Genomic DNA, 22,767 nt, shown 5'->3' on the forward strand with positions numbered 1-22,767 from the left:
CCAAATTGGTGATCTGGCCAATTGATATACTACGCTAAATGCCCGAAAACAAAAAGTCCCCTTAGAGGCATCTAAGAGGACTTTTATATATTTCGATATCGTTCTATCAATACATAGCTATCCCCTCCGATGTTTCGGTTGCGGTGTACAGCTTTGTATCGTTGTTGTTTTCATGCTGCAATTATACAAACATTATTTTGTAAATCAAGAAATTTTTCTTTATTTTTGTTTAAATAATTTTTCAACCTTCTTTTATCACCTTATCCGCTGCTTTCGCATTACTCCCATTTCATGTCCTGCAAATAAATATTCGGGATTTGTAACCTATTTTCTTTCGCGATAATCATATGGGTGTAAGCGATCGGCAATGGAGCTATCGCAAAATTATTTATCATTTTAATACCTTACACACATGAGTGACAACAACATTGGCAAATTCTTCGTCATCGGACTAACGTTCGCCATTATACTTTTCTTCTTTTTAGCCTGGTTCTTTTCGCACCGTGCCCGCCATCGCGAAACGATGCTGATGATAGAGAAAGGCATGAATCCGAACGATCTTAAAAGCAGCAACCGCTGGCCGTTCGCTTTACGTAAGATCGCTGTAGTGATCCTGGGATTTGCTGTCGGGTCGGTATTGTTCTGGATCTTGGATGAGATGGAAGTGAGAAGCGTTAATTCAGATCCGGGTACGCTTACCGTGTTTGCATTCGGCGTAGGCGGCGCGTTGTTTTTGGATCAGCGTTACGGATCTAAAAAAGAAGATTAACTGCATGGATGCCCTATATATACGCAAAGTGCTTGATGGGGACAGCGAGGCATTCAGGTATTTTTTAAAGGAATATAAACACATGGCCTTCACCATTGCATTAGCGGTGGTGAAGGACGAGTTTACGGCCGAGGAGGTAGTGCAGAACGCTTTTTTAAAGGCCTTCCGCAATCTGGACAAATTTCACCAGCAGGCTAAATTCAGCACCTGGTTCTACCGGATAGTGACCAACGAGGCCCTGATGATGCACAAGAAGCAAAAGCGCGACATTGTAGACCTGATACCCGAATATGAGGAGGAACTATTAGATGAAAGCGCTATCCTTACCATGCAGCAAGAAGAGCAACAACATTTGGTGAACGAGGCCTTAAAACAATTATCATCAAAAGAGGCCCTTGCGCTGCGTTTGTTCTATCTGGAAGAAGAAAGTGTAAAGTCGGTTGGCGAAATAACCGGCTGGACCACCGCCGATGTAAAGACCACCATGCACCGCGCCCGCAAAAACCTGCAAGGCGTACTTAACCAATTATTGAATAGAAGCCTAAAAGTATGAAGCCGCAACAACCAACAAATGATCTAACAAGCCACCTGCTAAAAAGCAAAGTGGTAGAAATGCCCTTCAGCGATTTTGAGGACCGAATGATGCAGCGCATTGTTCAGCAGGCCGAGGTGAGCAAACAAGCGCACAAAGACATTAAAATGTCAACGCTGTGCTTTACCATTGGGTGCTGCCTGGGCATAGTGGCTACGGCCTGGGGCTATGCCTACCAATGGCGAACCTCGTCATCGGGCGATACACCGCTATTCGTCCCAGTAGTGCTGGTGGGCATTTTAGCCTTGCTGCATTACCGCTGGCCCGAACTTAAACGGCGCCTGGGTCAGGCAAAATAGGTTATTGCCAGCTAACTGTTAGCCTTACACTATTGCCTTGTTGCCCGCTGCCATTCTGCAGTGTAATATCGGTAGGGTGCGCGTTATTACCTGTGGTAAGTTGGGCAGGCACCATCTTATAGACGCCTGCATTATCAAAGCCTACAGGTACCGGATTAGGCCTTCCGGGCAATCGATAAAACAAATTCATCTCTAACGTATCCTGCACCGGTACGCCGTAAAACCTTTCGCCACCCCACACCGCAAATGGCCTCTTTCCTCGGTCCGCTTCAGAATGTTCGTAACCTGGCAGCGTGTAGCCCCCGCCGTCATATTTAACTACGGCAAAAAAAGTGGCAATATCCGGCGCATTGGCCACCTGATCTAACGAAATATTTCTGATCAGCATGGCTTTTGCACCTACGGTAAGCTGATATTTTTCTTGCCCTGTCCCGTCAGGTCCGGTAGCATTTAAGGTTACTACGTAAGTGCCGGCCTTAGTATAAACATGCTGGGGGTTTTTCTCGGTAGATGAGGAATTATCGCCAAAATCCCATTTATAAGATGTAGCATTAGTGGCATGATTAGAGAACTCAACCCGCGACGGCGGGATAGGATCTGTTACAATGTAAGTAAAATCGGCCCCCACCTTTGGCGCAACATCTTTTTTGGTGCAGCCCCAAAAGACCATTACCATTCCTGTCATTAAAGCAGCTAATGATATTTTAACGGATCCCGTTCTCATAAAATTAAAATTGGTTGATCTAAAGTTAAACAATAAGATGATATCTTAATTCAGCAATAAAAATATATAACGATCTTATTAATTTTTAATTTGCCTGTTGTAACATTTTTTCGCGTTTTTTTGTAACTTAGGCATTACTAACTACCTGAACTATCAAAACACTATTAACTATACCCCTGTCGCTGTTAGGTTTTGTGCTCCACGTGTCTGCACAAACGGGTAATAGCATCGTATCGCCTGCTCTTAATAATAAAGCCATTACTATCTTCCAACAGTCCGTAGGCGATCAGTCTCTGCTGTATAATGGTCCCGGCTATTTTTTCCTGCGCCCCGAGTTAAAGACCAACCCTTGTTTGGATGACGCCAAGGTTCTCAGCCCGGGCAGCGTGGTTTACTATGGTTATGCATATAACAACATCCCGTTGATGCTGGATATAGAGCGCGACCTTGTTATTACCACCTGGAACGATGACGAATCGCTAATGAGCCTGCACAGCCAAAAGCTGAGCGAGTTTAAGCTGCAAGGCCGACATTTTATCCGCATAGAGGCCGACCCGGCCAATACGACCACTCCGGCTGTGGGCTTTTATGATGTGCTGCACAACGGCAAAGTGCAGTTATTGGCCAAGCGCAGCAAGATCCTGCACATTATGGATGTGCAAAAAGGCCCTGATGACCGTTACGAGTACAAAGTAAGCTATTACTTGAAAAAGGGCGGCAAGTATCTTTCGGTAAGTGGTCGTGTAGATCTGATCAGCACCCTGGGCGATCACGAGGATGAATTAAAAAAACACCTGAAGACCATCCGGTCTGACTTTGCCGAGGCCGATATGGCCAAACTGGCAAGCTATTACGATACCTTAACAAACTGAACCTGATATGAGAATATTTCTACTACTGTTTTTCGGTTTGTTAATTTCATCGGCGGTATCGGCCCAAACGGGCAACAGTACACCTGTTAGCGTAAATTACACATCGGCCGGTATAGAGGCCATAGTTACCGACCTTGAAAGCAAGACCAATTATCATTTTTATTATGATAAACCTGTTTTTGATAGCTTGAAGGTGACGTTACGTATAGAGCGGCAGTCGTTCGCGGCTGTGTTGGAGCAAATTTTTGCTAATACACCCTATCAATTCGCCATAGCGGGTACTGATGTGTTTTTGACCAAGGGAACCGCGCTGCAAACCACACTTGTCCCCGGTATTTTTGAGCCTGTCCCCGCCGACTATATTGCCCGCAAAGCGGCAGCAGCTACGGGTACGCGTAAATTCGCTACCGGTAACGAGGTTGTTCCCGTGGCTGTTATCGAGAATAAGACCTATGTTGTAGGTACTCGCACCAATACTATTGGCAAGGGCAATGCTACCATAGCCGGTTACATTAAGGAAGCAAAAAATGGCGAGCCCATTATCGGTGCGTCTATCTACGTGGTAGATACCAAGACCAGTGCAGCCACCGATCGGTTCGGGTATTATTCGCTAACACTGCCTAAGGGACAGCATACCATACTTATTAAAGCTATTGGCAGCAATGATACCCGCCGACAGTTCATATTATATGCCGATGGTAAGCTTAACATCGAAATGTCCGAGCGGATAGAAAAACTGAGAGAGGTAGAGATATCGGCAGAAAAGGTGGCCAATGTGCGTTCTACGCAAATGGGTGCGATAAAAATGAATATCAAAACCATGAAAGAGATACCGACGGTATTTGGCGAGACCGACGTATTACGCGCGGTAACATTGTTGCCCGGCGTACAAACGGTAGGCGAATCTACCACTGGTTTTAACGTACGGGGCGGCGCTGTCGATCAAAATTTGATCTTACTTAACGGAGCTACTGTATATAACCCGGCCCACTTTTTTGGTTTCTTTTCGGCCTTTAACCCCGATGTGGTAAAAGATGTAGAGTTGTATAAAAGCACCATCCCCGAAAAATTTGGGGGCAGGCTGTCATCTGTACTGGATGTTGCCGATCGCGAGGGCAATAAAAAGAAATTTACCGGTACGGCCGGCATAGGTTTGCTCACCAGCCGGGCAAGTGTTGAAGGGCCTATCGGCAGCAGCGAAAAAACCTCTTTTATTTTTGGCGGGCGGGTAACGTATTCGGACTGGCTTATCAAATCGTTGCCTAAGCTCTATAACAAAAGCTCGGCATCATTTCATGACCTTAACCTGGATATCAGCCATAAATTTAACGACAAGAATGACCTTTACATCTATAGCTACCTAAGCAAGGATGGATTTAGTTTGAACGATAGTTCTGACTACGCCTATGGGAACCGCAATGTAGCTATTAAATGGAAGCACAATTTTAACAACAAATTTTATGGTGTGGTATCGGGCGGGATGGACCATTACAACTACAGTATAGCTGATAAAGATAACGTGGTGACGGCGCAAAGGATCAAAATGAGCATTGATCAAAGCAACTTTAAGACCGACTTTACTTATTACGTAAATACCAAACACACCGTCACATTCGGAACATCGGCTATACTATATGATCTGGCCCCTGGTAGCCGCAGCCCAAGTACTTCCGGGTCGCTCATCATCCCCGACGCTGTCCCCCAACAAAAAGGCTTAGAAGCGGCGGTTTACCTCGGCGATAAATTTGATGTAACGGATAAACTGTCGCTTAGCGCCGGACTGCGCTTTTCGGGCTTTGGATCTATGGGGCCGGCGATCGTAAATAATTATATTCCGGGCTTACCAAAAAGTGAGGCCACGTTTACCGGAACTACCGTTTATGATGGTGGAAAATTTATTAAGACCTATGGTGGCCCCGAGGTGCGTTTATCCGGCCGTTATACCCTGGGCGACAATACATCCATTAAAGCGGGTTACAACACCATGCGCCAGTATATTCACCTGCTGACAAATACTACAGCGATATCGCCTACCGACGTTTACCAGTTGAGCGATGCCAATATTAAGCCTCAGTATGGCGATCAGGTGTCATTGGGGTTGTACCGAAATCTTAAGGCCAACACCGTCGAAACATCTGTAGAGGTTTATTACAAACGCCTGCGTGATTATCTGGATTATAAAGATGGCGCAACGCTGTTCCTTAATCATAACATAGAGCGTGATATTATTAGCACAACGGGCAAAGCTTATGGTGTAGAATTTTTGGTGAGGAAGACGGCAGGCACACTGACCGGGTTGGCCAGCTATGCCTACTCGCGCACATTTTTAAGGCAGGATGACCCAATGGTAGCATCGCCGGTGAACCGCGGCGAATACTATCCGGCTAACTTTGACAAACCGCACGCCTTTAATTTTACCGGCAGCTATCATATTACGCACCGTTACAGCGTAGCACTTAACATGACCTATAGTACCGGCCGCCCCATCACGGCGCCGGTAGCTAAATATTATTATGCCGGATCCGAAAGGGTGTTTTACACCGACCGTAACGCGGTCCGCATCCCCGATTATTTCCGTACCGACATTTCGGTAACGTTCGATGGTAACCACAAGATCAACCAACGGTTCCATAGTTCAGTAACGGCGGGATTATACAATGCTACCGGAAGGGCAAATCCTTATTCAACATTTTTTGTACAAGAGGCCGGCAGGGTGAACGGATATCAGATGTCCATATTTGCAACGGTGCTGCCTTTTATCAACTATAACGTGAGGTTTTGATCATGAAAAGAACTTTCTACATAAGCTCGTTTATCATTATCGCGGTAGCCGCTTTGGCTACCTGCCGCAAGCCCTTTATGCCTGATGTTGCAGATACTAATTTAAATGTACTGGTTGTAGAAGGGGTAATAAATAATGGCCTTGATTCTACCATTATTAAGTTGACCCGATCTATGGAATTGGATTACCGGCTCCCATCCTACTCTTTAACTACTTATATACCCGATAAGACGACTATCAAGCCCGAATTGAATGCTACGGTTACCGTAGAAGATGAACAGGGCGCAATTTACACGCTTACCGGTCTGGGTAAGGGCAAATACGGCGCGCCTGCCGCGGTGCTTAACGCGTCAAAAAAGTACCACCTTAAAATAGTAACGTCTGCCGGAGTAGTATATACATCAAATGCCGAGGAAGTTAAAGATGCACCGCCGATAGATACATTAAGCTATCGCATTGGCTCAGGCCTGTCTTTTTATGCCAATACGCATGATGGTACCAACAAAACAAAATATTACCGTTGGGAATATGAAGAGGCCTGGCGGTTTAGGATGCCGATCAGGTCAATGTTCGTTACAGATGGCCGCCAGATCATCCCAAGGCCCTATTCGGTCGAATTCTGCTTCGGTCATAATAACTCGGTCAACATAATGCTTGCTTCCACTGTAAAACAGACCAACGATATTATTTTAGAACAACCTATAACTACGGTTGCATCCAACGAAGAAAAGCTGACCATACGTTACAGTATTCTGGTAAAACAATACGCCCTGTCGCAAGCGGCTTACGAATTTTGGGATAATATGCGCCGCAATACCGAAAATTTAGGCGGGATATTCGACCAGCAACCTTCGGCTCCGGTCAGCAATATTCGTTGTGTTACCGACCCGGCTTTACCCGCGCTTGGCTTTGTTAGTGTAGGGGCCGTACGTACCAAACGGATTTACATTAACAAGATACAACTCCCATCATCCTGGCAATATCGCAACCCCAATACCTGCGGCACATCTGCACGCTATATATACGACCTAAGGACCAAGACAAATTCTGTTGAACAAGATCTGGTACCCTATGGCAGTTTTGATGTACCGGTAGATACCTTAAGCGATGGTTTAAAAGTTATAGGATACTCGGCCACCAGTATATTTTGTGCTGATTGCACCACCAAAGGTGTTGTTACCAGGCCTTATTTTTGGAGAGACTGATCATGAACAGACCATACCATCACATCAAAAAACTAACGTTACTGTTATGCCTGACAGTAGTATGTTCGTTTAAAACGAAAGCACAGGACCTCAGCACCATTAAGCAGGGTTTTGACAGATATACCCAGACCATACCGCACGAGAAAGTTTTTGTGCATACCGACCGCCGTTTTTACCTGGCCGGCGAGGTGATCTGGTTTAAGACCTATACCGTTGATGCCAATACCAACGCCCCTGCCGATATGAGCAAAGTGGCCTATGTAGAGGTACTTAACGATAAGAACGTACCGATACTGCAAGGCAAAATAGAACTGAAATATGGCACAGGCAACGGATCGTTCTACATCCCGGTAACGGCCGGCAACGGCAATTATAGATTACGTGCCTATACCTTATGGATGAAAAACTTTAGTCCCGACCTGTTCTTTGAGAAACAGCTGACCATTGTTAATTCTTTAGAGATACCTGAGGCCCCGTTAAAACAACCTGTGCTGAGTTATGATATCCGTTTTTTCCCCGAAGGGGGGCAGTTGGTTAACGGCGTGAACAGCACCGTTGGTTTTAAAGCGGTAGGCAGTGATGGCAAAGGTGCCGATGTTAGTGGTGTGATACTTGGTCAGGCTAACGATACGGTGGCCAGGTTCAAGTCGGGTAAGTTTGGGATGGGGCATTTTAGCTTTACCCCCGCTGCCGACCGCAGCTACAAGGCCATTGTAAAAGTGGCAAATACTACGGTTACTAAAGACCTGTCTTCGGTAGCCGCCAACGGTTACGTAATGCAGGTGACCGATGGTAAAGAACAAGTACAGATCAAGATCAGCAGCGATGCCGCCGCGGATGCCGAAAAACCGGTTTATGTGTTAGCCCATCAGGGTGCTGCTATAAGCCTTGCCCAAAACATAAAACTGAACGCCGACCACAGCTTTACCCTACAATTAGATAAGAGCAAATTAGGCGACGGCGTTAACCATATCACGCTATTCAACGCAGATCAGCGCCCGGTGGCCGAACGTTTGGTATTTAAAAGGCCATCATCGCTTAGTGTTAAGGCATCAGTGCAAACGCAATACGGTTTGCGTAAAAGAGTGAATTTAGATGTTTCCGCAACGACCGCCAACGATCAACCGCAGGTGGCCAATATGTCGTTAGCGGTGTACCGTTCGGATAGCTTTAATGGTATCCCTGATGCTGATATCAGTAGTTACTTAGGGTTGACATCGGAGTTGAAAGGCCATATCGAATCGCCCGGATATTACTTTGCCAATACCGACACTGCTACTGATGCCGCGCTCGATGATCTGCTGCTGACCCAGGGCTGGTCGCGCTTTACCTGGAACGAAGCTTTGAGCAACCTTAAGCCAACCTTCCGCTACCTGCCCGAGTATAACGGGCACCTGATCACCGGTAACGTGACCAACAGCAAAGGTTTGCCGGGGCGGTTCGCGCTGGTTTATCTGGCGGCGGTTAGCAAAAAGGTGCAATTGTATGGCGCTAATGCCGGCACAACCGGTACATTACTGTTCAACGCGGGTAACCTGTACGGCCCAGCCGACCTGGTATTGCAAACCAATCCTAAACTGGATACCAATACTTACAAGATCAACATCAATAACCCATTCTCTGAAGAGTACGGGGCTGATAAACTGCCACCATTCTATATCAACAAAACAAGTACGGCTTTAATAGAGAGCAACAGCATTGGCATGCAGGCACTAAACCTTTATCGCCCCGAAAGGTTGAATACCTTTAGTGCAGTAGATAGCACAACATTCTACCGAGAAAAATTCAGCACGTTCAAGCTGGATAATTTTGTGCGCTTTATCACGCTTGAAGAAGTTTTGCGCGAGTTCACTACCAACGCCAACGTGGCCAAACGCTCGGGCCATTTCCATGTTAAGGTAATGGATCCGCAAGGATATTATATTGACGAGGGCAAAGAAGATCCGCTGGTATTGTTAGACGGTGTACCGGTATTTGACCTTGACAAGGCCTTTAAGGTTGACCCGCTGAAACTGCAAAAAGTAGACCTTATTAACCAAAAGTATTTTTGGGGACCTATCAAAACTAACGGCATACTATCGCTTACCAGCTACAAAGGCGACCACGGCGCTATCCCGATGGACCCTAAAGCGCTGGTATTAGACTACGAAGGCCTGCAACAAACACGCGAGTTCTACTCCCCTGTTTACGACACACCCGAGCAGCAAAAAAGCCGCCTGCCCGATCAGCGCAACCTGCTATACTGGTCGCCAAACTTAAATACAGGTGCCGATGGCAAAGCGCAAGTAAGCTTCTTCACTTCAGACAAAGCGGGTAAATACATCGGCGTGGTACAGGGCTTAACTGCTAAGGGCTTGGCCGGCAGCGGTGTGTTTACTTTTGATGTGGTGAAGTAGAACTAAGTCCGATACCACAACATCATTGCAAGTTTTCTTTTGTAGAACGTTGAAGGTCAAGCTGAGGTCTTCCCGCTTGAGCGGGGATGCACTGACAGATCGTAAAGCAGAACCTTTCATAGGGGTGTCTGCTTTTGCCGACCTTGCAAACGGAGGACACACCCCTGACCCCGCTCAAGCGGGGAAGCGAAACTTTTTGCATTGTGGGTAGCATATCATGCATAGCGCGTCTCTGATCCGCATTATGATCACCATTGTACGAATAGCTACCCTATTACGGAAGTTCGTTGTATTGGCATTGACATTCTCATAATCAAAAAAGCGCCGCTCTCCATCCGGGAAGCGGCGCTTTTCATATACAAAAGATCAGAATTACTTCTTAACCATGATGTCTTTTAAAGATTTCATCCAGTAGCCACCGATAACCGAACGAGCCTGGAAACCTACCATTTTACCGGTAGTGGTCTCGTGCCAATCGTTGATCGGTACGCGGGATGGTGTCTCTACAACAAATTTGTAAACTGGAGCTAACAGGGCGTCAAAGTCGCTCTTTTTGTCGCTCATGGCGGCGGTCCACATGATCCAGTCAGATTTGGTGTAGGTTTTACGGCTATCCAAAGGCAGGCCGTATTCGTTCTGTTTTTTCAGGTAGAATGCCATCTCGGTATCATAAACCGCTTGAGGGAATAGGTTCAATTTTAATACCTTGTCCCAAACCATGTTGTATTTTTGGCTCCAGGTATTCTTGTCGTCAAAAACCAAAGCGTAGTGGTCGCCGGCATTATCTTTTTCTATCCATTTGTTGGCATAATCTTTAGCCATAGCGCCATATTTAGCAGCCGCTTTGGTATCGCCTAAAGCCTGTGCCATTTGCGCGTATGATCCAATAGCCACAATAGCCTTTACAGATAGATTAGCGTTATGCGCCAAGTGACCGGCAAAGTCATCGGTACACAATTGGTTGCCCGGATCAAAGCCAACCTCAGCCAGGTAATCAACCCAGATACCTAAAGTTTTCCAGTGTTTTTTAGCGTAAGCAAGGTCGCCTTTTGCTTTAACAATGGCAGCTGTTAGGATGATCATGTTACCACATTCTTCTACCGGCATATCCTCGCCGTAAGTCTGTCCGTTGGCGATAGGGTAAGTACCCAAGTCGTGCGCGGCAATAGGTTTTGTCCATTTACCGCTTTCGCTGTAGTAGAAGATACCGTTCAGCATACCAGCCATCAGGTCGGGATTGTAGATGAGGTATAGCGGGGCAGATGGATAAGTAACGTCTACAGTGTTGATCGACCCGTTACTGAAGTTCTCTTTAGACAACCACAAGATCTCGCCCTGCGGGCTTTTCACCAAAGCGTGGGCAGAAATACTTTGACGGTACGACTTAACGCACAGTTGCGCATAGGTCTCGCCGCCAGATCTTAAAGCATCCTGATAAACCTGAGTATCGGTAGCATTACATTTAGCTATTAAAGATGCGTAGTTAGCACTGCTTTTAGCCAACATGCTCTCCGGCGTAGCGCCCGGCGTGTTACGCCACCAAGGGCGAAGGTTGGTACCGAAGTATTGGATCGAGTAGATCTCGTCGTAACCTACCATCGTGTATTTACTCACTGCCGACGTACCTACCATACCAAATGGCAAGACCGTATTCAGCATTAACTGTTTGCCTTTACCTGCTACGTTATCATATTTAGCGTTAAGGAAAGATGAAGGGCCATTACCCTCGGTAGTGTTGTAAGTTTTAGCGCCATTTGATGCAGGGGCAGCTACGTACAAGTAACCCCAATCTATACGCAGATCATCGCCGCGTTTCTTTAAGATAGGCTGCTCAACAGTACCTGCTTTTAAAATGCGTATGCCGTTCTTAGTGTACGATTCTGCAATTACCGGTTGGCCGGCCTGATCAACAGCTAACGTGCTGCTCACACCCTGGTAAACGCTGATGTTGTGCTTTTTGCCATCGTTAGCTTTTGCCTTGTAAGTGATGTACGATACCGGGTTACCAACCAAATTAATGTCCGACAGAATGATCGGCGAAGTGAAAGTAACATCTAATGTAGCTTTACCAGCTTTAAAGGTGTAGATAGTTTGGGTAGCGGTAACTTTAACATTGGTCTGCTCGGCTAACTTTACTTTCTCTAAGCTTTTGTCCACGATCTCTTCGGCAAAACCGGCATCCAGGTAAGTACCGCCCGCGGTATTGCGGATGTGGATAGCCAAAGTATTTTCGCCCGCTTTCAGCGATGCATCAACAGGGAATACTTGCAAGCCATTGTTCCAGCCACGTTTGCGGAAGATCTGTTTACCGTTCAGGTAAACCTCAATGTTATCATCATGAAATAACTTCAGCAGCAACTTGCCTTTAGGGGCTTCGGTCACTGTGAATTTGCGGCGTGCCCAAATGTCGCCACTGCGCCAGTTGGTACCGCCAATAGCACGCTCATCACCAAATGGTGCCGCGCCTGTCTTCCAACCGGTGGTAGCAAAGTCGGCATTCTCCCAGCCATCGGCAGGTTTTTCGGTCACGTAGGTAAAGTCGTATTTGGTCTCGTCAGCCGCGCCCAATATGGTTTTGTATTGCTGTGCCGGTTCGCCCATAAAGCGGTAAACTTCGTTATCGACTTTAACTAAGCCAATTAAAGACTGATCTTTGCCGGTCCAGTGGTGGGTAACAGACTCGTTCAGTTTATCGGTACCGGACCAGACACTGAAATAAGGATTGTGCGTAATGAGCGGATAAGACGGCATTTTATCCTGCGCGCGACCGCTAAGGCCAGCGAACAGCATTAAACAACCGGCTAAAAGGGAGTAGCGTTGTTTTTTCATTATGGTGTTTGAAGTATTTTGGTTTGTTAATTATACAAGTAATATTTGGCTTAGGCAAAACTTATTAAGTAACAATCTACTAACCAATCAATTATATATTGTAAATAATACACCAAGGCTTATTGTAACTGTAACGCTAAGTACATCTTTATATAACCAAAAAAGCGTGCCCCCCATTTAAAGGGGCAACGCCTTATCAATACACACACCATATAAACGGTGACTGTATTTTTATATCTTAATATCAAAAACAGCTCTAATTAGCCGATACTCCTACATATCCATCGCCGGTAAAACTCCAGCCAGTGCCTGCTGTACCCTTTGCCGGATCAATGATCACACAATAAGTGTAGTCGCTTGGTACACCTCTTGGGAAGGTGAATCTGCCGTAACTCAGGATCAGGCGACCGCTGCCATCAACCCAACTGATATCGGGTGTTACGCTTGGGATAGCGCCCGGCCCGGTAGTAGGAACAGTGTAAGTATATGCCAGGGTTGATGAGGTGCCTCGTGTAAAAATGTCCTTCACACGTACCTCGTACTTATCGGCCGTAGCAGTTTTGCGTAGGAACGCGATCTTGGTAGCATCTGCCGATAGGATAACCCTGCCAACGATATCCGCCTTGGTTTCGTTCTCTAATACCTGATAGCTTTCCTGCTCTAAAAATTTGCCGTCTTTCAATTTGGCGAAATAGCCGCTGCTTAACACACCGTTACCTGATGATGCGATGCTGCTCTCCCTAACATCTGCAAAAGACCCTAAAGAATTTACATTTGCCTCGCCTGTGCCATCGGCTTTGATCGAGTAAAAATTCTTTGTCGTAGTTGCGCCGTTGTAAAGTGTGGTACCGTAGTAAACCATATCATTAGGCAATCCTTTTACAAAGTTTAGGGATATACCGGCCGGTAAGGTCTTGATCACTTTTTTACCCGTGCCATCAGCATTAGCCACAATTATAGTAGGCTGACTTTGGTAACCGGTGGTATATCCGTATATCAATTTGCCCGACCCCGGCATAACCGAGAACGATGTGATATAATTGTTTTGCGACTTCAGATCTTCGTCGATCAACAGCTTACGGTTACCGCCCGACAGATCGGTCGAGTAAATACGGAAGGTATCGATGTAATAAATGCTGGTACTGGTACCCGATGTTACCGGCGGCGTTGGCGTTGGAGTTTCCGTAGTTCCTTTATTGCAACTTGTGATAGCGAGTGCAACAGCGGATAATAGCGCTAATGCGGATAAGATCAATTTTGGTTTCATGGTTATATCTATTTAGATGTTATTGATCGGTTTGGACTATTGCAGTGCCCATACTACATTATAGTCGCCATTGGCGGTCTCTTTTGCTTTTATTTCTTGCAAGCCTTTGCGGAATGTGGCCAGCAGATCTGACTGGCGGATGATCTTTTGCATATCAGCAACAGTGATATTACCCGACGGGAAACGAACACCTTTGCCCACCAAGGTTGCAGAGCAGAACTTAGTATCGAACAGGTCGCCATTCTTAGCGCCTAATATCTCGAAGGCCAGTTTAGGGATCATTACCGGGTTGCCTTTCTCAATAGCGATCTGCAGATCAAAGGTAAACTTCATCATACCTTGTGTGCCGGTCTGCTTAAGTAAGCGCATAGTGCCAGAGTTGGCACTAAATCCTTCGGCAAGTGGTAGGTAGGCCGACAGCATTTTAGTGTCTTTATAGTTATGGAAAAAACTAACGTTGGTGGTCTCATCATCCTTGCTGTAAGGTTCCATATCGCGATAAGCCTCGGCACCTGTAACAGCTGTTACCGGCACTAATGATGCCTGCAATTCTTGTGTAGCCGCAGTAGTAAAATCACTGTAAAGATTGTCTAACAAACCAGCCCAAACATCGTCAGACACCTTCGGGAAAGTAGCCCAGGTAGATGTGGTGGTAGTAGTGGTATAGGTGGTACTTCCTACCGAATAAGAGCTGGAACTTTTTGAAGACTTACCCTGGACATATGTGGTACCACGCACCGAAAACGACATTATGCCCATATTTTTAAGCTGACCGAATGGGCGGCTCAAAAAAGCGTTAGGTTTAAAAAAGTTGTACTCAACTTCTCCCGCGGCAAATTTTTCTTCGCCTTTGGCGGTCAGGCCTAAGTTCAGGGCCGGCTCGCCGGTCAACGTTAAGTAGCGGCCGTCTGTAGCAAGTCCGGTAAAGTCCAATGGCGGTATAACGCCCGATACATTGGTAGTTTTTAATGGTTGATACCTATCAATAGACAAATAGCAATTTTTAAAGCTATACAATGCCTTGCCGCCCGGAGTGATGTTGATGTTACGGAAAGCAGCCGCCGGGATAACCAGCTTATCGGCTCCCTTGAAGTTAGCCACTGGATAGAAAGCACGGATACCGATCTGCGTGATCACGATGTTGGCACGCATAGGGATATTTTCTGACCCCGGTAATTTTTCAAATTCGATGACCATATCTTTGGTCAGGTCGGCAGTGACATTATCGCCGGTTTGCCCGTTGATAGACTTGATCTTGACCGTTGATGGTATCAGTGGCACGGTGAAGTTGGCTTTTTGACCGCTTTTGGTAGTTATTTCTACAGAGGCCGGCTTGCCATTATTCTCCGTAAATGCAAGATAGATACCGGTGCTCACGTAATCTGCCGGGCGACCGTTGATCATTACATTTCCGTCTACCTTAGCTATGCCCATTTTACCTTTTTGCGTAAAAAAGACGGTGGTTAAGTTGCCGTTAGACTTCCATCCATTAAAAAAACTCATCTCGGCCGTACCTACCGATGCCGGAGCCAGGTTAACACTGCTTGATACCATTGGTGTAACCGAGTTAAGGTCATCTGTAGTCACCAACATGCCGGTGGCGCTCATTACCAAGCCGCTGCTGGCCTTGGCCACTTTAATGATAGCTTTACTAAAGAAATTGCCGCCACCTTTTTCTTTCTCCACTTTTTTGTTGGAATCGGCTTCAGCGGTTTTAGTGGTGTCTTTTTTGCCGCCAAGCATGCCTTTCAGCTTGCCAAATTGGGCGTTTGCACCTACACTGAGCGTTAAAGTGCAGATGAGTAGTAGGTAAAATTTCTTTGTCATGATTTGTTATGTGTTTGATAACACAAAGGAAGGCCATAGCACAAAGCAGGTAAATACGCAGAAATGCGTATTTGGTGTGGAGGGAAAAGAGGACGATCTGCAATCCTCCCTTGGGAGGGGTGCGTTAGATATGAGCGCAAAGGCGGGGAGGGGTTCACCTCGATGCTCGGTCGCATGGCAAACCCCTCCCTCCAGCCGCACGGTCAGCCCGCCCCTCCCCAAGGAGGGAATAAAAAAATACCTATATCAATCTATTTGCCGACGCTTTAGACAAGGCACTTACCTTGTTATTGACTTGCAATTTTGTATAGATATTATTGATGTGTTTACGCACCGTACCCGGACTTATAAAAAGATTGGCGGCGATATGCTCATAACTTAAGCCGTTCTTCAATTGTTGCAGCAATTCTATCTCGCGGGCGGTGAGGCCAAAGTTCTCGGTGGTTTCGTGGCCTTTAGGGATGACAGGGTTACGCAAAAGATTGAGCACTTTAGAGGCGATACCGGCTGACATGGGTGCGCCGCCATCAATCGTATCTCTAACAGCTTTTACAACACCTTCGGCGCTTTCTTCTTTAAGCAGATAGCCTGATGCACCGGCCATTATGGCGTTGAGGATATTTTCGTCATCATCAAAAGTAGTAAGCATGATCACTTTGATCTGGGGGTGCTGTTGTTTTACGCGACGGGTGCATTCAATGCCGTCCATCACCGGCATCATAATGTCCATCAGGATCACGTCTACCGCGTGTTGCGATAGTTTACCCAGCATCTCGTCGCCATTAAAAGCGGTAGCCACCTGCTTAAAGTCGGGTTCGGTGGCCAATTTATTGATACAGGCACGGAGGGCAAAACTGTTGTCTTCGGCAATGGCGATCTTTACGGGCATAGTTTTTATTTGTTACCTCAAACCTCAGCAAAATAATAGGGCATCACAATACGCATAAATGCTTATCCTACCGGAATATTTACTTTGACAGATGTGCCCTTGCCGACGGCCGAAAATACCGCTAATTTTCCACCGGCTTTCTCTGCCCTTACCTCCATACTGCGTATCCCAAAACCTGCCGATGCAACAGTAGTATCAAACCCACCACCGTCATCGCTAACGATCACCGATACCCCTCCACTACCTTCGGTAGGATGCATGTCTACCAAGATCTGCGAGGCATTAGCATATTTGATCGCGTTATTGATCGCCTCCTGCACGATCCTGAACAAATGCGTGGCCGCTGCTGATGAAAGCTGCACATCAGCAGGGACGGTATTATTGATATTGACCGCCGTGCTGCCGATACTTAAATATGGTTTCACATATTCGCGCAAGCGGATGGCAAAATCATCGGCAGTAAAGGTTGTGTTATTGATGAACCAAACGGTCTGCCGCAAGTCGCGGATGGTCTTTACGGCTATCTCTTCAGCCTCTTGCAAAACGGCCTGATCCCTGCCGCCCTCCTGGCTGCGGATATTCTGTATCGATGAGTGGATAAAGGTGAGTTGAGACCCTATATTATCGTGCAGTTCGCCGGATATACGCAGCTTCTCATTTAGCATGCCCTGCTCCGCTTCCGCAGCAGCCAATGCTTTTTCCGATTCCAGTTTGCGGGCTTTTAAACTCATGTTACGGCCTACCAATCCGGCTATCACCAGCAATATTGTGACCGACCCGCCTAAACCTCCTAACAGGCGGTTCTTTTTGCTTATCTGGATCTTATTATTCAGATCGGCAAGTGCGTTCTCCGCTATAATCTTATCTTTATGCTGCGAGTCGTATTGCTCATGGAGAGCAGCTATTTGTGCATGCTTTTCGGCGTTATAGGTACTGTCCTTTAGTGATATCAGCTTGTCGGTAAACTCCATCACCTTTTTATAGTCACCCGTTTTTCTGTAAACATTGGCCGTTTGCTCATACATCGCCATCAACACGGCGGGGCCGCCAACCTGCACCGACTTAGTGTAAGCCGTGTCCATCAATCTTTGGGCCTTGTTGTGATCTTTCAGCCCGGCCATGGCGGCACCGGCGGTGATGTAGGCATAAGCTTCACTTTCCGTGTCTTTGGCTTCACAGGCAAATTTCAAACCATCTATACTTGCCTTGTAGGCTTTATTATATTGTTGCAGATCGTTATAACAAGCGGCAAGGTTATTCAGGTCTAACGCTATGCGTGCTTTATCAGCCATCGCCAAGTGCTCGTTATAGGCTGTTAACAGATACGGCAACGCTTTAGCTTGTTGTTTCAAGTTTACGTACGCCGAGCCGATGTTGCCATTAGCGGCAGCTAACATACTTTTTTTACCGGCGGCTTTGGCCGGCTCCAACATGCGCAAGTAACTCTCTAACGCTTTTTCAAAGTTGCCACTACGCTCGTAAACTATGCCAATATTATTATAAGCTTTGGTAATGCCTGAATTGTGCTTTAATTCCTGACTGATCTTTAATGACCTGATATGATAAGTGATCGCCATTTCAGGCAAGTTCATGTTTGAGTAGCAGTTGCCCACATTTGTATAAATTATTCCCAAATGCGGCTTATCATCTATTTTTTTATAAAGCGTTATCGCTTTCAGATTCAGTTCCAACGCTTTTTTAAATTCCCGATCCTTTTTTAACACTACTGCATAGTCCTGATAGCCGGTCGCCGCTGCACGTATCAGGTTTTTTTGCTCTGCCAACGCTATCCCCTTTTTGTAATACATAACGGCTACAGATCGCTTGTATAGCAATTCGTAAAAATATGCTATGTTGTACCAGGCTTCGACTTTCCCCTCATGATAGTCAATGGCTTCTGACCTTTTTAATGCCTGTTTAGCGTAATTGTGCGACAATGCTGTGTCTGTTTCAACCAGCTCGTAACTCAGGTCGTTCAACGCTTTTATTTTCAACGTATCTGCCGCTTTAGATGTTAGCACAGCTCGGAGACTATCAACCTTTTTTTGCGCCGACACCTCGACAGCAAATAAAAAGCATAGCACTAAGGCAAAGTATCTTATCATATTTATAAATGAAGGTATTTTGGTTTAAACTACAAGGTATCGGCTATTTAGGATGGGACAGACCAATATAGCGTATTATTTCTGATAAAATAATTACTAAAAAAAGCAACAAAAAAACGCGCCCCTTACAAGAGGGCGCGTCCGCAACAGATCAATTGTTAAACTATATTAATTTAAGGCCTTGCTACTATATATATGATACTCGCCGGGAGCCAATGTGGCTGTATACGGCAAAGTAACGTTAATTGTTGTCCCGGTCATGTAGTCGTACCACATACCTGCCGATGGGAAAGCCACCGCTGCCGATTGCGTATTCACATCAAAGTTACCGACCACCACCACACTCGTACCACTGCCGGTCAAAATGATATTCTTCACTGAGCCTGAACTGTTCGAGGTAAATGTAGGCGTGCTGAACACCGGGTTATTGATCTTCATTTTGATCAGTTTGGCGAACGTGTTGAATAGTTTTTTACGATCCGCATTATTCTTGTATTCCCAACGGATCGGTTTCTCGCCTGTTCTACCGTTAAAGTTGATATCTACATCATAACCTAACTCGCCAAATTGCCAGATCATTTTAGGACCCGGTGCTGTCAGTAAGAATGCCGCGGCAGCCTGCTGACGAGTGAGGGCGGTTGCCAGATCTTTCACACTATATCCTGTCACTACGTTGCCGTATTGCAGGTTTTTGTACATCAGGCGCTCCTCGTCATGGCTCTCCATAAAACCTACGATATTATCCGGCTGAGTAAAACCTGCATGACTGGTGTAATACAAACGCGAGAAGTTAGAGGTCGCGATCCAACCCATGGTGGCCTCGTTAAAATTATAGTTGTAATTGCCCCAAACCATCATACCCTCGTCGGTCAGGGCCTTCTCTTCCTGATCTACCGCAAAGTGCTCCAGGATGGTATAGAAGTTATTATTGTCGATGCTATTGATAAAGGTTTTGTATTCTTTCCAGATCGCCACACGGCTGGCATCGTAGGCCGACATGGTGCCGTCATCGGTACTTACCTTCTGGGTAAAGCCTTTAGAAAGGTCGAAACGGTAACCATCGATCTTATAGTTCTGCATCCAGAATTTGATCACATTCTTAGCGAAGTACTTAGTGTAGGCACTCTCGTGGTTAAAGTCGTAGCCCACATTATAAGGGTGCTTGGCATCTACGTTAAACCACGGACTATTAGCAGTTGGCTTATTGGTAGACCCATCAAAATACATTTGCACCATTGGCGATTGACCGAACGAGTGGTTCAACACCATATCCAATATCACCGCCATACCGCGCGAGTGGCATTCATCAATAAAAGCCTTCAGATCATTCTTGGTACCGTAATACTTATCAGGAGCGAAGTAGAATGACGGGTTATATCCCCAAGACAGGTTGCCCTCAAACTCGTTCACCGGCATTAGTTCTATCGCGTTAACGCCGAGGGTACTCAGATAGCTCAGGGTGTCTTTCAGCGTTTTATAATCGTGTGACGCGATGAAATCGCGTACGTGCAATTCATAGATCACCAACTTATTTTTCTCCGGTCGTGTGAATGTGGTGTTCTTCCAGGTGTAGGCCGGTTGGTTGGCTTGCATCACGCTCACGATCCCGCTCTGACCTGTAGGGTAAGCTTTCAGGTTTGGATATACCGATGCAGGAATGTACTGATCGTTATTAGGGTCCAATACCTTTTCGCAATACGGATCGGCAACTTTTAAAGTGCCGTTCACTAAGAACTGGTAAGCGTATTCTTTGCTTGCATCCAGTCCGTCGATCTGTACCCACCAGTTGTTGCCATCGGGCGTGTTATTCATCGCGGTCGGCGTCCAGTTATTGAACTCGCCTATCACCGCTACCGAACTTTTGCTCGGGGCGATCAGGTTGAAAACAGCTGACGTGCCGTTGTTAATGAACGTTACACCATCGCCGGCACCGCTTGGTAATGGCTTGCCGTTGGGATTGGTCGTTCCGCCGTTGCCATTATCTACCGGCGTTGGGTTTTCGATCGTGCTTTTCTTACAGCCAACCATGCCGCCCATCAGCACCGCTATTACACTTGTTATTATAAATATCTTTTTCATATACGTTAAGTCTAAGCCCCCAGCCCCCTAAAAGGGAAGCGAAGGAACTGATGTTTTATTCCCCCTTTAGGGGATTAGGGATAACCAATGCCCCCGGCCCCTAAAGGGGAGCTGTTAAATTCCTGTTCCCCCTTCAGGGGGGTAGGGAGCTATTGATATAATATAAACCCAGTCGTCCCCGGCACTTTTATTTCGCCTTTCATTTTGCTGATGCCGGCTTCGCTGATCTTCTCGCCGTCACCAACCTGTGTCCAATTACCGGCAGGTAAAGTGAAAGTTGTCTCGGCAGCATTGCCGTTCAGTACCACCAAAATGTTTTTCCACTTATCGCCGTTGGCATTGCCTTTAATTTGATAGGCGATAGTCAGCTCGCTGCCGGTATCCAAAAATTTCAGATGCTGTTGGATCATAACCGTAGTAGCCATGCGGAAGGCCGGGTGGTTCTTACGCAGATGCACCAGATCTTTATAATAGTTATAAACTGGCAGATATTGCGCCTTGCGATGCCAATCTATCTGGTTAATGCTATCAGGTGATTGATAAGAATTAGCCACGCCTTTTTTGCTGCGTAGCATCTCCACACCTGAGTGCAGGAAGGTAACCCCTTGCGACGTTAATACGGCGGTATTGCTCAGCTTGTCCATTTTGATCAACTCCGCTTCGGTGGCGTTAGGGTTAGCCACCCTTAGGCGATCGAACAAGGTGTTATCATCATGGCAAGACACATAGCTGATCGCCTGTGTGGGCTGCCCTGCCCATGGCTGTTTAGAATAATTTACTTTTTGATAATTGATCTGCGGATGCTGCACCGCACCGGCTATGCCAAATTTTACGCTCTCGGCCAGCCCGAGTTGGGCGCTTACAAAACCTTTAGCTTTTACATCGCTGAATGCGCCTTTCAGACCATCGCGCATATCATCGCCAAAGGCGGCTATTTTGTGCAACTTAAGTGTGGCTGCCTTTACGGAGCGGTCACCTTCGGGTAGTGGGGTCGCTCCTGCTGTCCAGCCTTCGCCGTAGATGAAAACGCTTGAATCGTATTTATGCAGGGCATCGCTAATGGCGTTCATCGTAGTGATATCGTGCGTACCCATCAGATCAAAACGGAAACCATCCAAATGATATTCCTTAGCCCAATATAATACCGACTGCACCATAAAACTGCGCATCATCGGCTGTTCAGATGCTGTCTCGTTACCGCAACCTGTACCGTTGGCGTAGCTGCCATCAGCATTTTTGCGATAGAAATAATCGGGCGCGAACTGCTGGAAATTGGAGTGGTTGATATCGTTGGTATGGTTATATACCACATCCAGGATCACCCGCAGGCCGTTGGCGTGCATGGTCTTCACCATCTGCTTAAATTCCTTAATGCGGATGTTGCCATTGAATGGGTCGGTAGAGTAGCTACCCTCAGGCACATTATAGTTCTGCGGATCGTAGCCCCAGTTGTATTGGCCTTCCGCAGGTTTGGTCTCGTCTACCGTAGCAAAATCGAATGATGGCAGCAAGTGCACATGTGTAGCGCCTAACTCTTTAATGTGACTTAAGCCGGTGGACAGGCCGTCCGGACTTTTAGTACCGACTTCGGCCAAGCCTAAAAATTTGCCTTTTTTGGTGATGCCCGAGTTCGGGTCGACAGAGATATCGCGCACATGGGTCTCGTATAAAACGATGTCTGTTGCGTTCTTCAGTGCCGGTCTTTTATCGGTAGCCCAACCTGCGGGATTGGTCTCGGTAAGGTTAACTACCATACCGCGTTTACCATTCACCCCTACTGCTTTGGCGTAGATATCGGGTACTTCTAACGACCATTTATCGCCGTTAAGCATTTGGAAGGTATAGTACTTATCCTTTAGGTTACCGTTGACCACGGCCATCCAAACACCGTTCTCCTGTTTGATCAGGTCGATGTTCTTTAGCGCTTCGCCACCCAGGCCTTCGGCATACAAACGCAATTTCACTTGCGTTGCCGTTGGCGACCAGATCTTGAACGTGGTTTTAGCAGCGGTATAAGTTACCCCCAGATCGGTGCCTGTATAAACAGGCGCGGCGGCTGGTTTAAACGATACAAATAATATCGACATTAAGATGAATACATTAAATACGCGTAATAGCTTCATAAGGTAGAT

Annotated in this window: 15 protein-coding genes; 7 read left to right on the forward strand and 8 right to left on the reverse strand. The window is 46.5% G+C overall.

All coding sequences use genetic code 11. The features are described from left to right. The first annotated feature begins 412 nt into the window (after positions 1–412). Genes IRJ16_RS19550 through IRJ16_RS19560 form a run of 3 tightly spaced genes read left to right on the forward strand, consistent with a single transcriptional unit; the run spans position 413 to position 1,660 of the window. Complete coding sequence (locus tag IRJ16_RS19550) at positions 413–769, forward strand: DUF6249 domain-containing protein (RefSeq protein WP_194113330.1); 357 nt, start codon at positions 413–415, stop codon at positions 767–769. A 4-nt stretch (positions 770–773) separates the two neighbouring features. Next, on the forward strand, positions 774–1,322 hold the full coding sequence (locus IRJ16_RS19555) for an RNA polymerase sigma factor (RefSeq protein ID WP_194113331.1): 549 nt from the start codon (positions 774–776) through the stop codon (positions 1,320–1,322). Continuing rightward, entirely contained in the window at positions 1,319–1,660 is a 342-nt protein-coding gene (locus tag IRJ16_RS19560) for a hypothetical protein (RefSeq protein WP_194113332.1), read from the forward strand. Before IRJ16_RS19555 ends, IRJ16_RS19560 begins: the two co-directional genes overlap by 4 nt. 1 nt (position 1,661) lies before the next feature. Here the strand turns inward: IRJ16_RS19560 and IRJ16_RS23070 are convergent, their stop codons facing one another. Beyond that, entirely contained in the window at positions 1,662–2,384 is a 723-nt protein-coding gene (locus IRJ16_RS23070; RefSeq protein WP_194113333.1) for a PKD domain-containing protein, read from the reverse strand. 203 nt (positions 2,385–2,587) lie between these two features. Between IRJ16_RS23070 and IRJ16_RS19570 the strand changes: the two genes are divergently transcribed. Genes IRJ16_RS19570 through IRJ16_RS19585 form a run of 4 tightly spaced genes read left to right on the forward strand, consistent with a single transcriptional unit; the run spans position 2,588 to position 9,639 of the window. Beyond that, positions 2,588–3,256 carry a hypothetical protein gene (locus IRJ16_RS19570; RefSeq protein ID WP_194113334.1) on the forward strand — a complete coding sequence of 223 codons (669 nt, stop codon included), beginning with the start codon at positions 2,588–2,590 and terminating at the stop codon, positions 3,254–3,256. 7 nt (positions 3,257–3,263) lie between these two features. After that, entirely contained in the window at positions 3,264–6,038 is a 2,775-nt protein-coding gene (locus IRJ16_RS19575; protein WP_194113335.1) for a TonB-dependent receptor, read from the forward strand. A gap of 2 nt (positions 6,039–6,040) precedes the next feature. Beyond that, positions 6,041–7,243, forward strand: a complete 1,203-nt coding sequence (locus tag IRJ16_RS19580) for a DUF4249 domain-containing protein (protein ID WP_194113336.1) — start codon at positions 6,041–6,043, stop codon at positions 7,241–7,243. A 2-nt stretch (positions 7,244–7,245) separates the two neighbouring features. After that, the gene (locus IRJ16_RS19585) at positions 7,246–9,639 is read left to right on the forward strand and encodes a hypothetical protein (protein ID WP_194113337.1); all 2,394 of its coding nucleotides are present in this window, start codon (positions 7,246–7,248) and stop codon (positions 9,637–9,639) included. 372 nt (positions 9,640–10,011) lie between these two features. Here IRJ16_RS19585 and IRJ16_RS19590 read toward each other — a convergent pair whose 3' ends face one another. From IRJ16_RS19590 to pulA, 7 genes are all read right to left on the reverse strand, one after another. Then, positions 10,012–12,468, reverse strand: coding sequence for a glutaminase family protein (locus IRJ16_RS19590; RefSeq protein ID WP_194113338.1), 2,457 nt, complete (start codon positions 12,466–12,468; stop codon positions 10,012–10,014). Positions 12,469–12,724: 256 nt separating this feature from the next. After that, positions 12,725–13,735 carry a hypothetical protein gene (locus IRJ16_RS19595; RefSeq protein WP_194113339.1) on the reverse strand — a complete coding sequence of 337 codons (1,011 nt, stop codon included), beginning with the start codon at positions 13,733–13,735 and terminating at the stop codon, positions 12,725–12,727. Between the two features lie 36 nt (positions 13,736–13,771). Beyond that, entirely contained in the window at positions 13,772–15,562 is a 1,791-nt protein-coding gene (locus tag IRJ16_RS19600) for a hypothetical protein (protein WP_194113340.1), read from the reverse strand. Between the two features lie 241 nt (positions 15,563–15,803). Next, positions 15,804–16,451: a response regulator transcription factor gene (locus tag IRJ16_RS19605; RefSeq protein ID WP_194113341.1), complete on the reverse strand. Its 648-nt coding sequence runs from the start codon at positions 16,449–16,451 to the stop codon at positions 15,804–15,806. A gap of 62 nt (positions 16,452–16,513) precedes the next feature. Continuing rightward, entirely contained in the window at positions 16,514–18,556 is a 2,043-nt protein-coding gene (locus IRJ16_RS19610) for an ATP-binding protein (protein WP_194113342.1), read from the reverse strand. A 168-nt stretch (positions 18,557–18,724) separates the two neighbouring features. Continuing rightward, a complete protein-coding gene (locus tag IRJ16_RS19615) occupies positions 18,725–20,635 on the reverse strand; it encodes an alpha-amylase family glycosyl hydrolase (RefSeq protein WP_194113343.1) in 1,911 nt (636 codons plus the stop codon). Between the two features lie 149 nt (positions 20,636–20,784). Further along, positions 20,785–22,758 (reverse strand): type I pullulanase, encoded by a 1,974-nt coding sequence (gene pulA, locus IRJ16_RS19620; protein WP_194113344.1) that lies wholly within the window; start codon positions 22,756–22,758, stop codon positions 20,785–20,787. Between the last annotated feature and the right edge of the window lie 9 nt (positions 22,759–22,767).

Origin of the sequence: Mucilaginibacter myungsuensis (genome assembly GCF_015222005.1) — a bacterium.
Lineage (GTDB): Bacteria > Bacteroidota > Bacteroidia > Sphingobacteriales > Sphingobacteriaceae > Mucilaginibacter > Mucilaginibacter myungsuensis.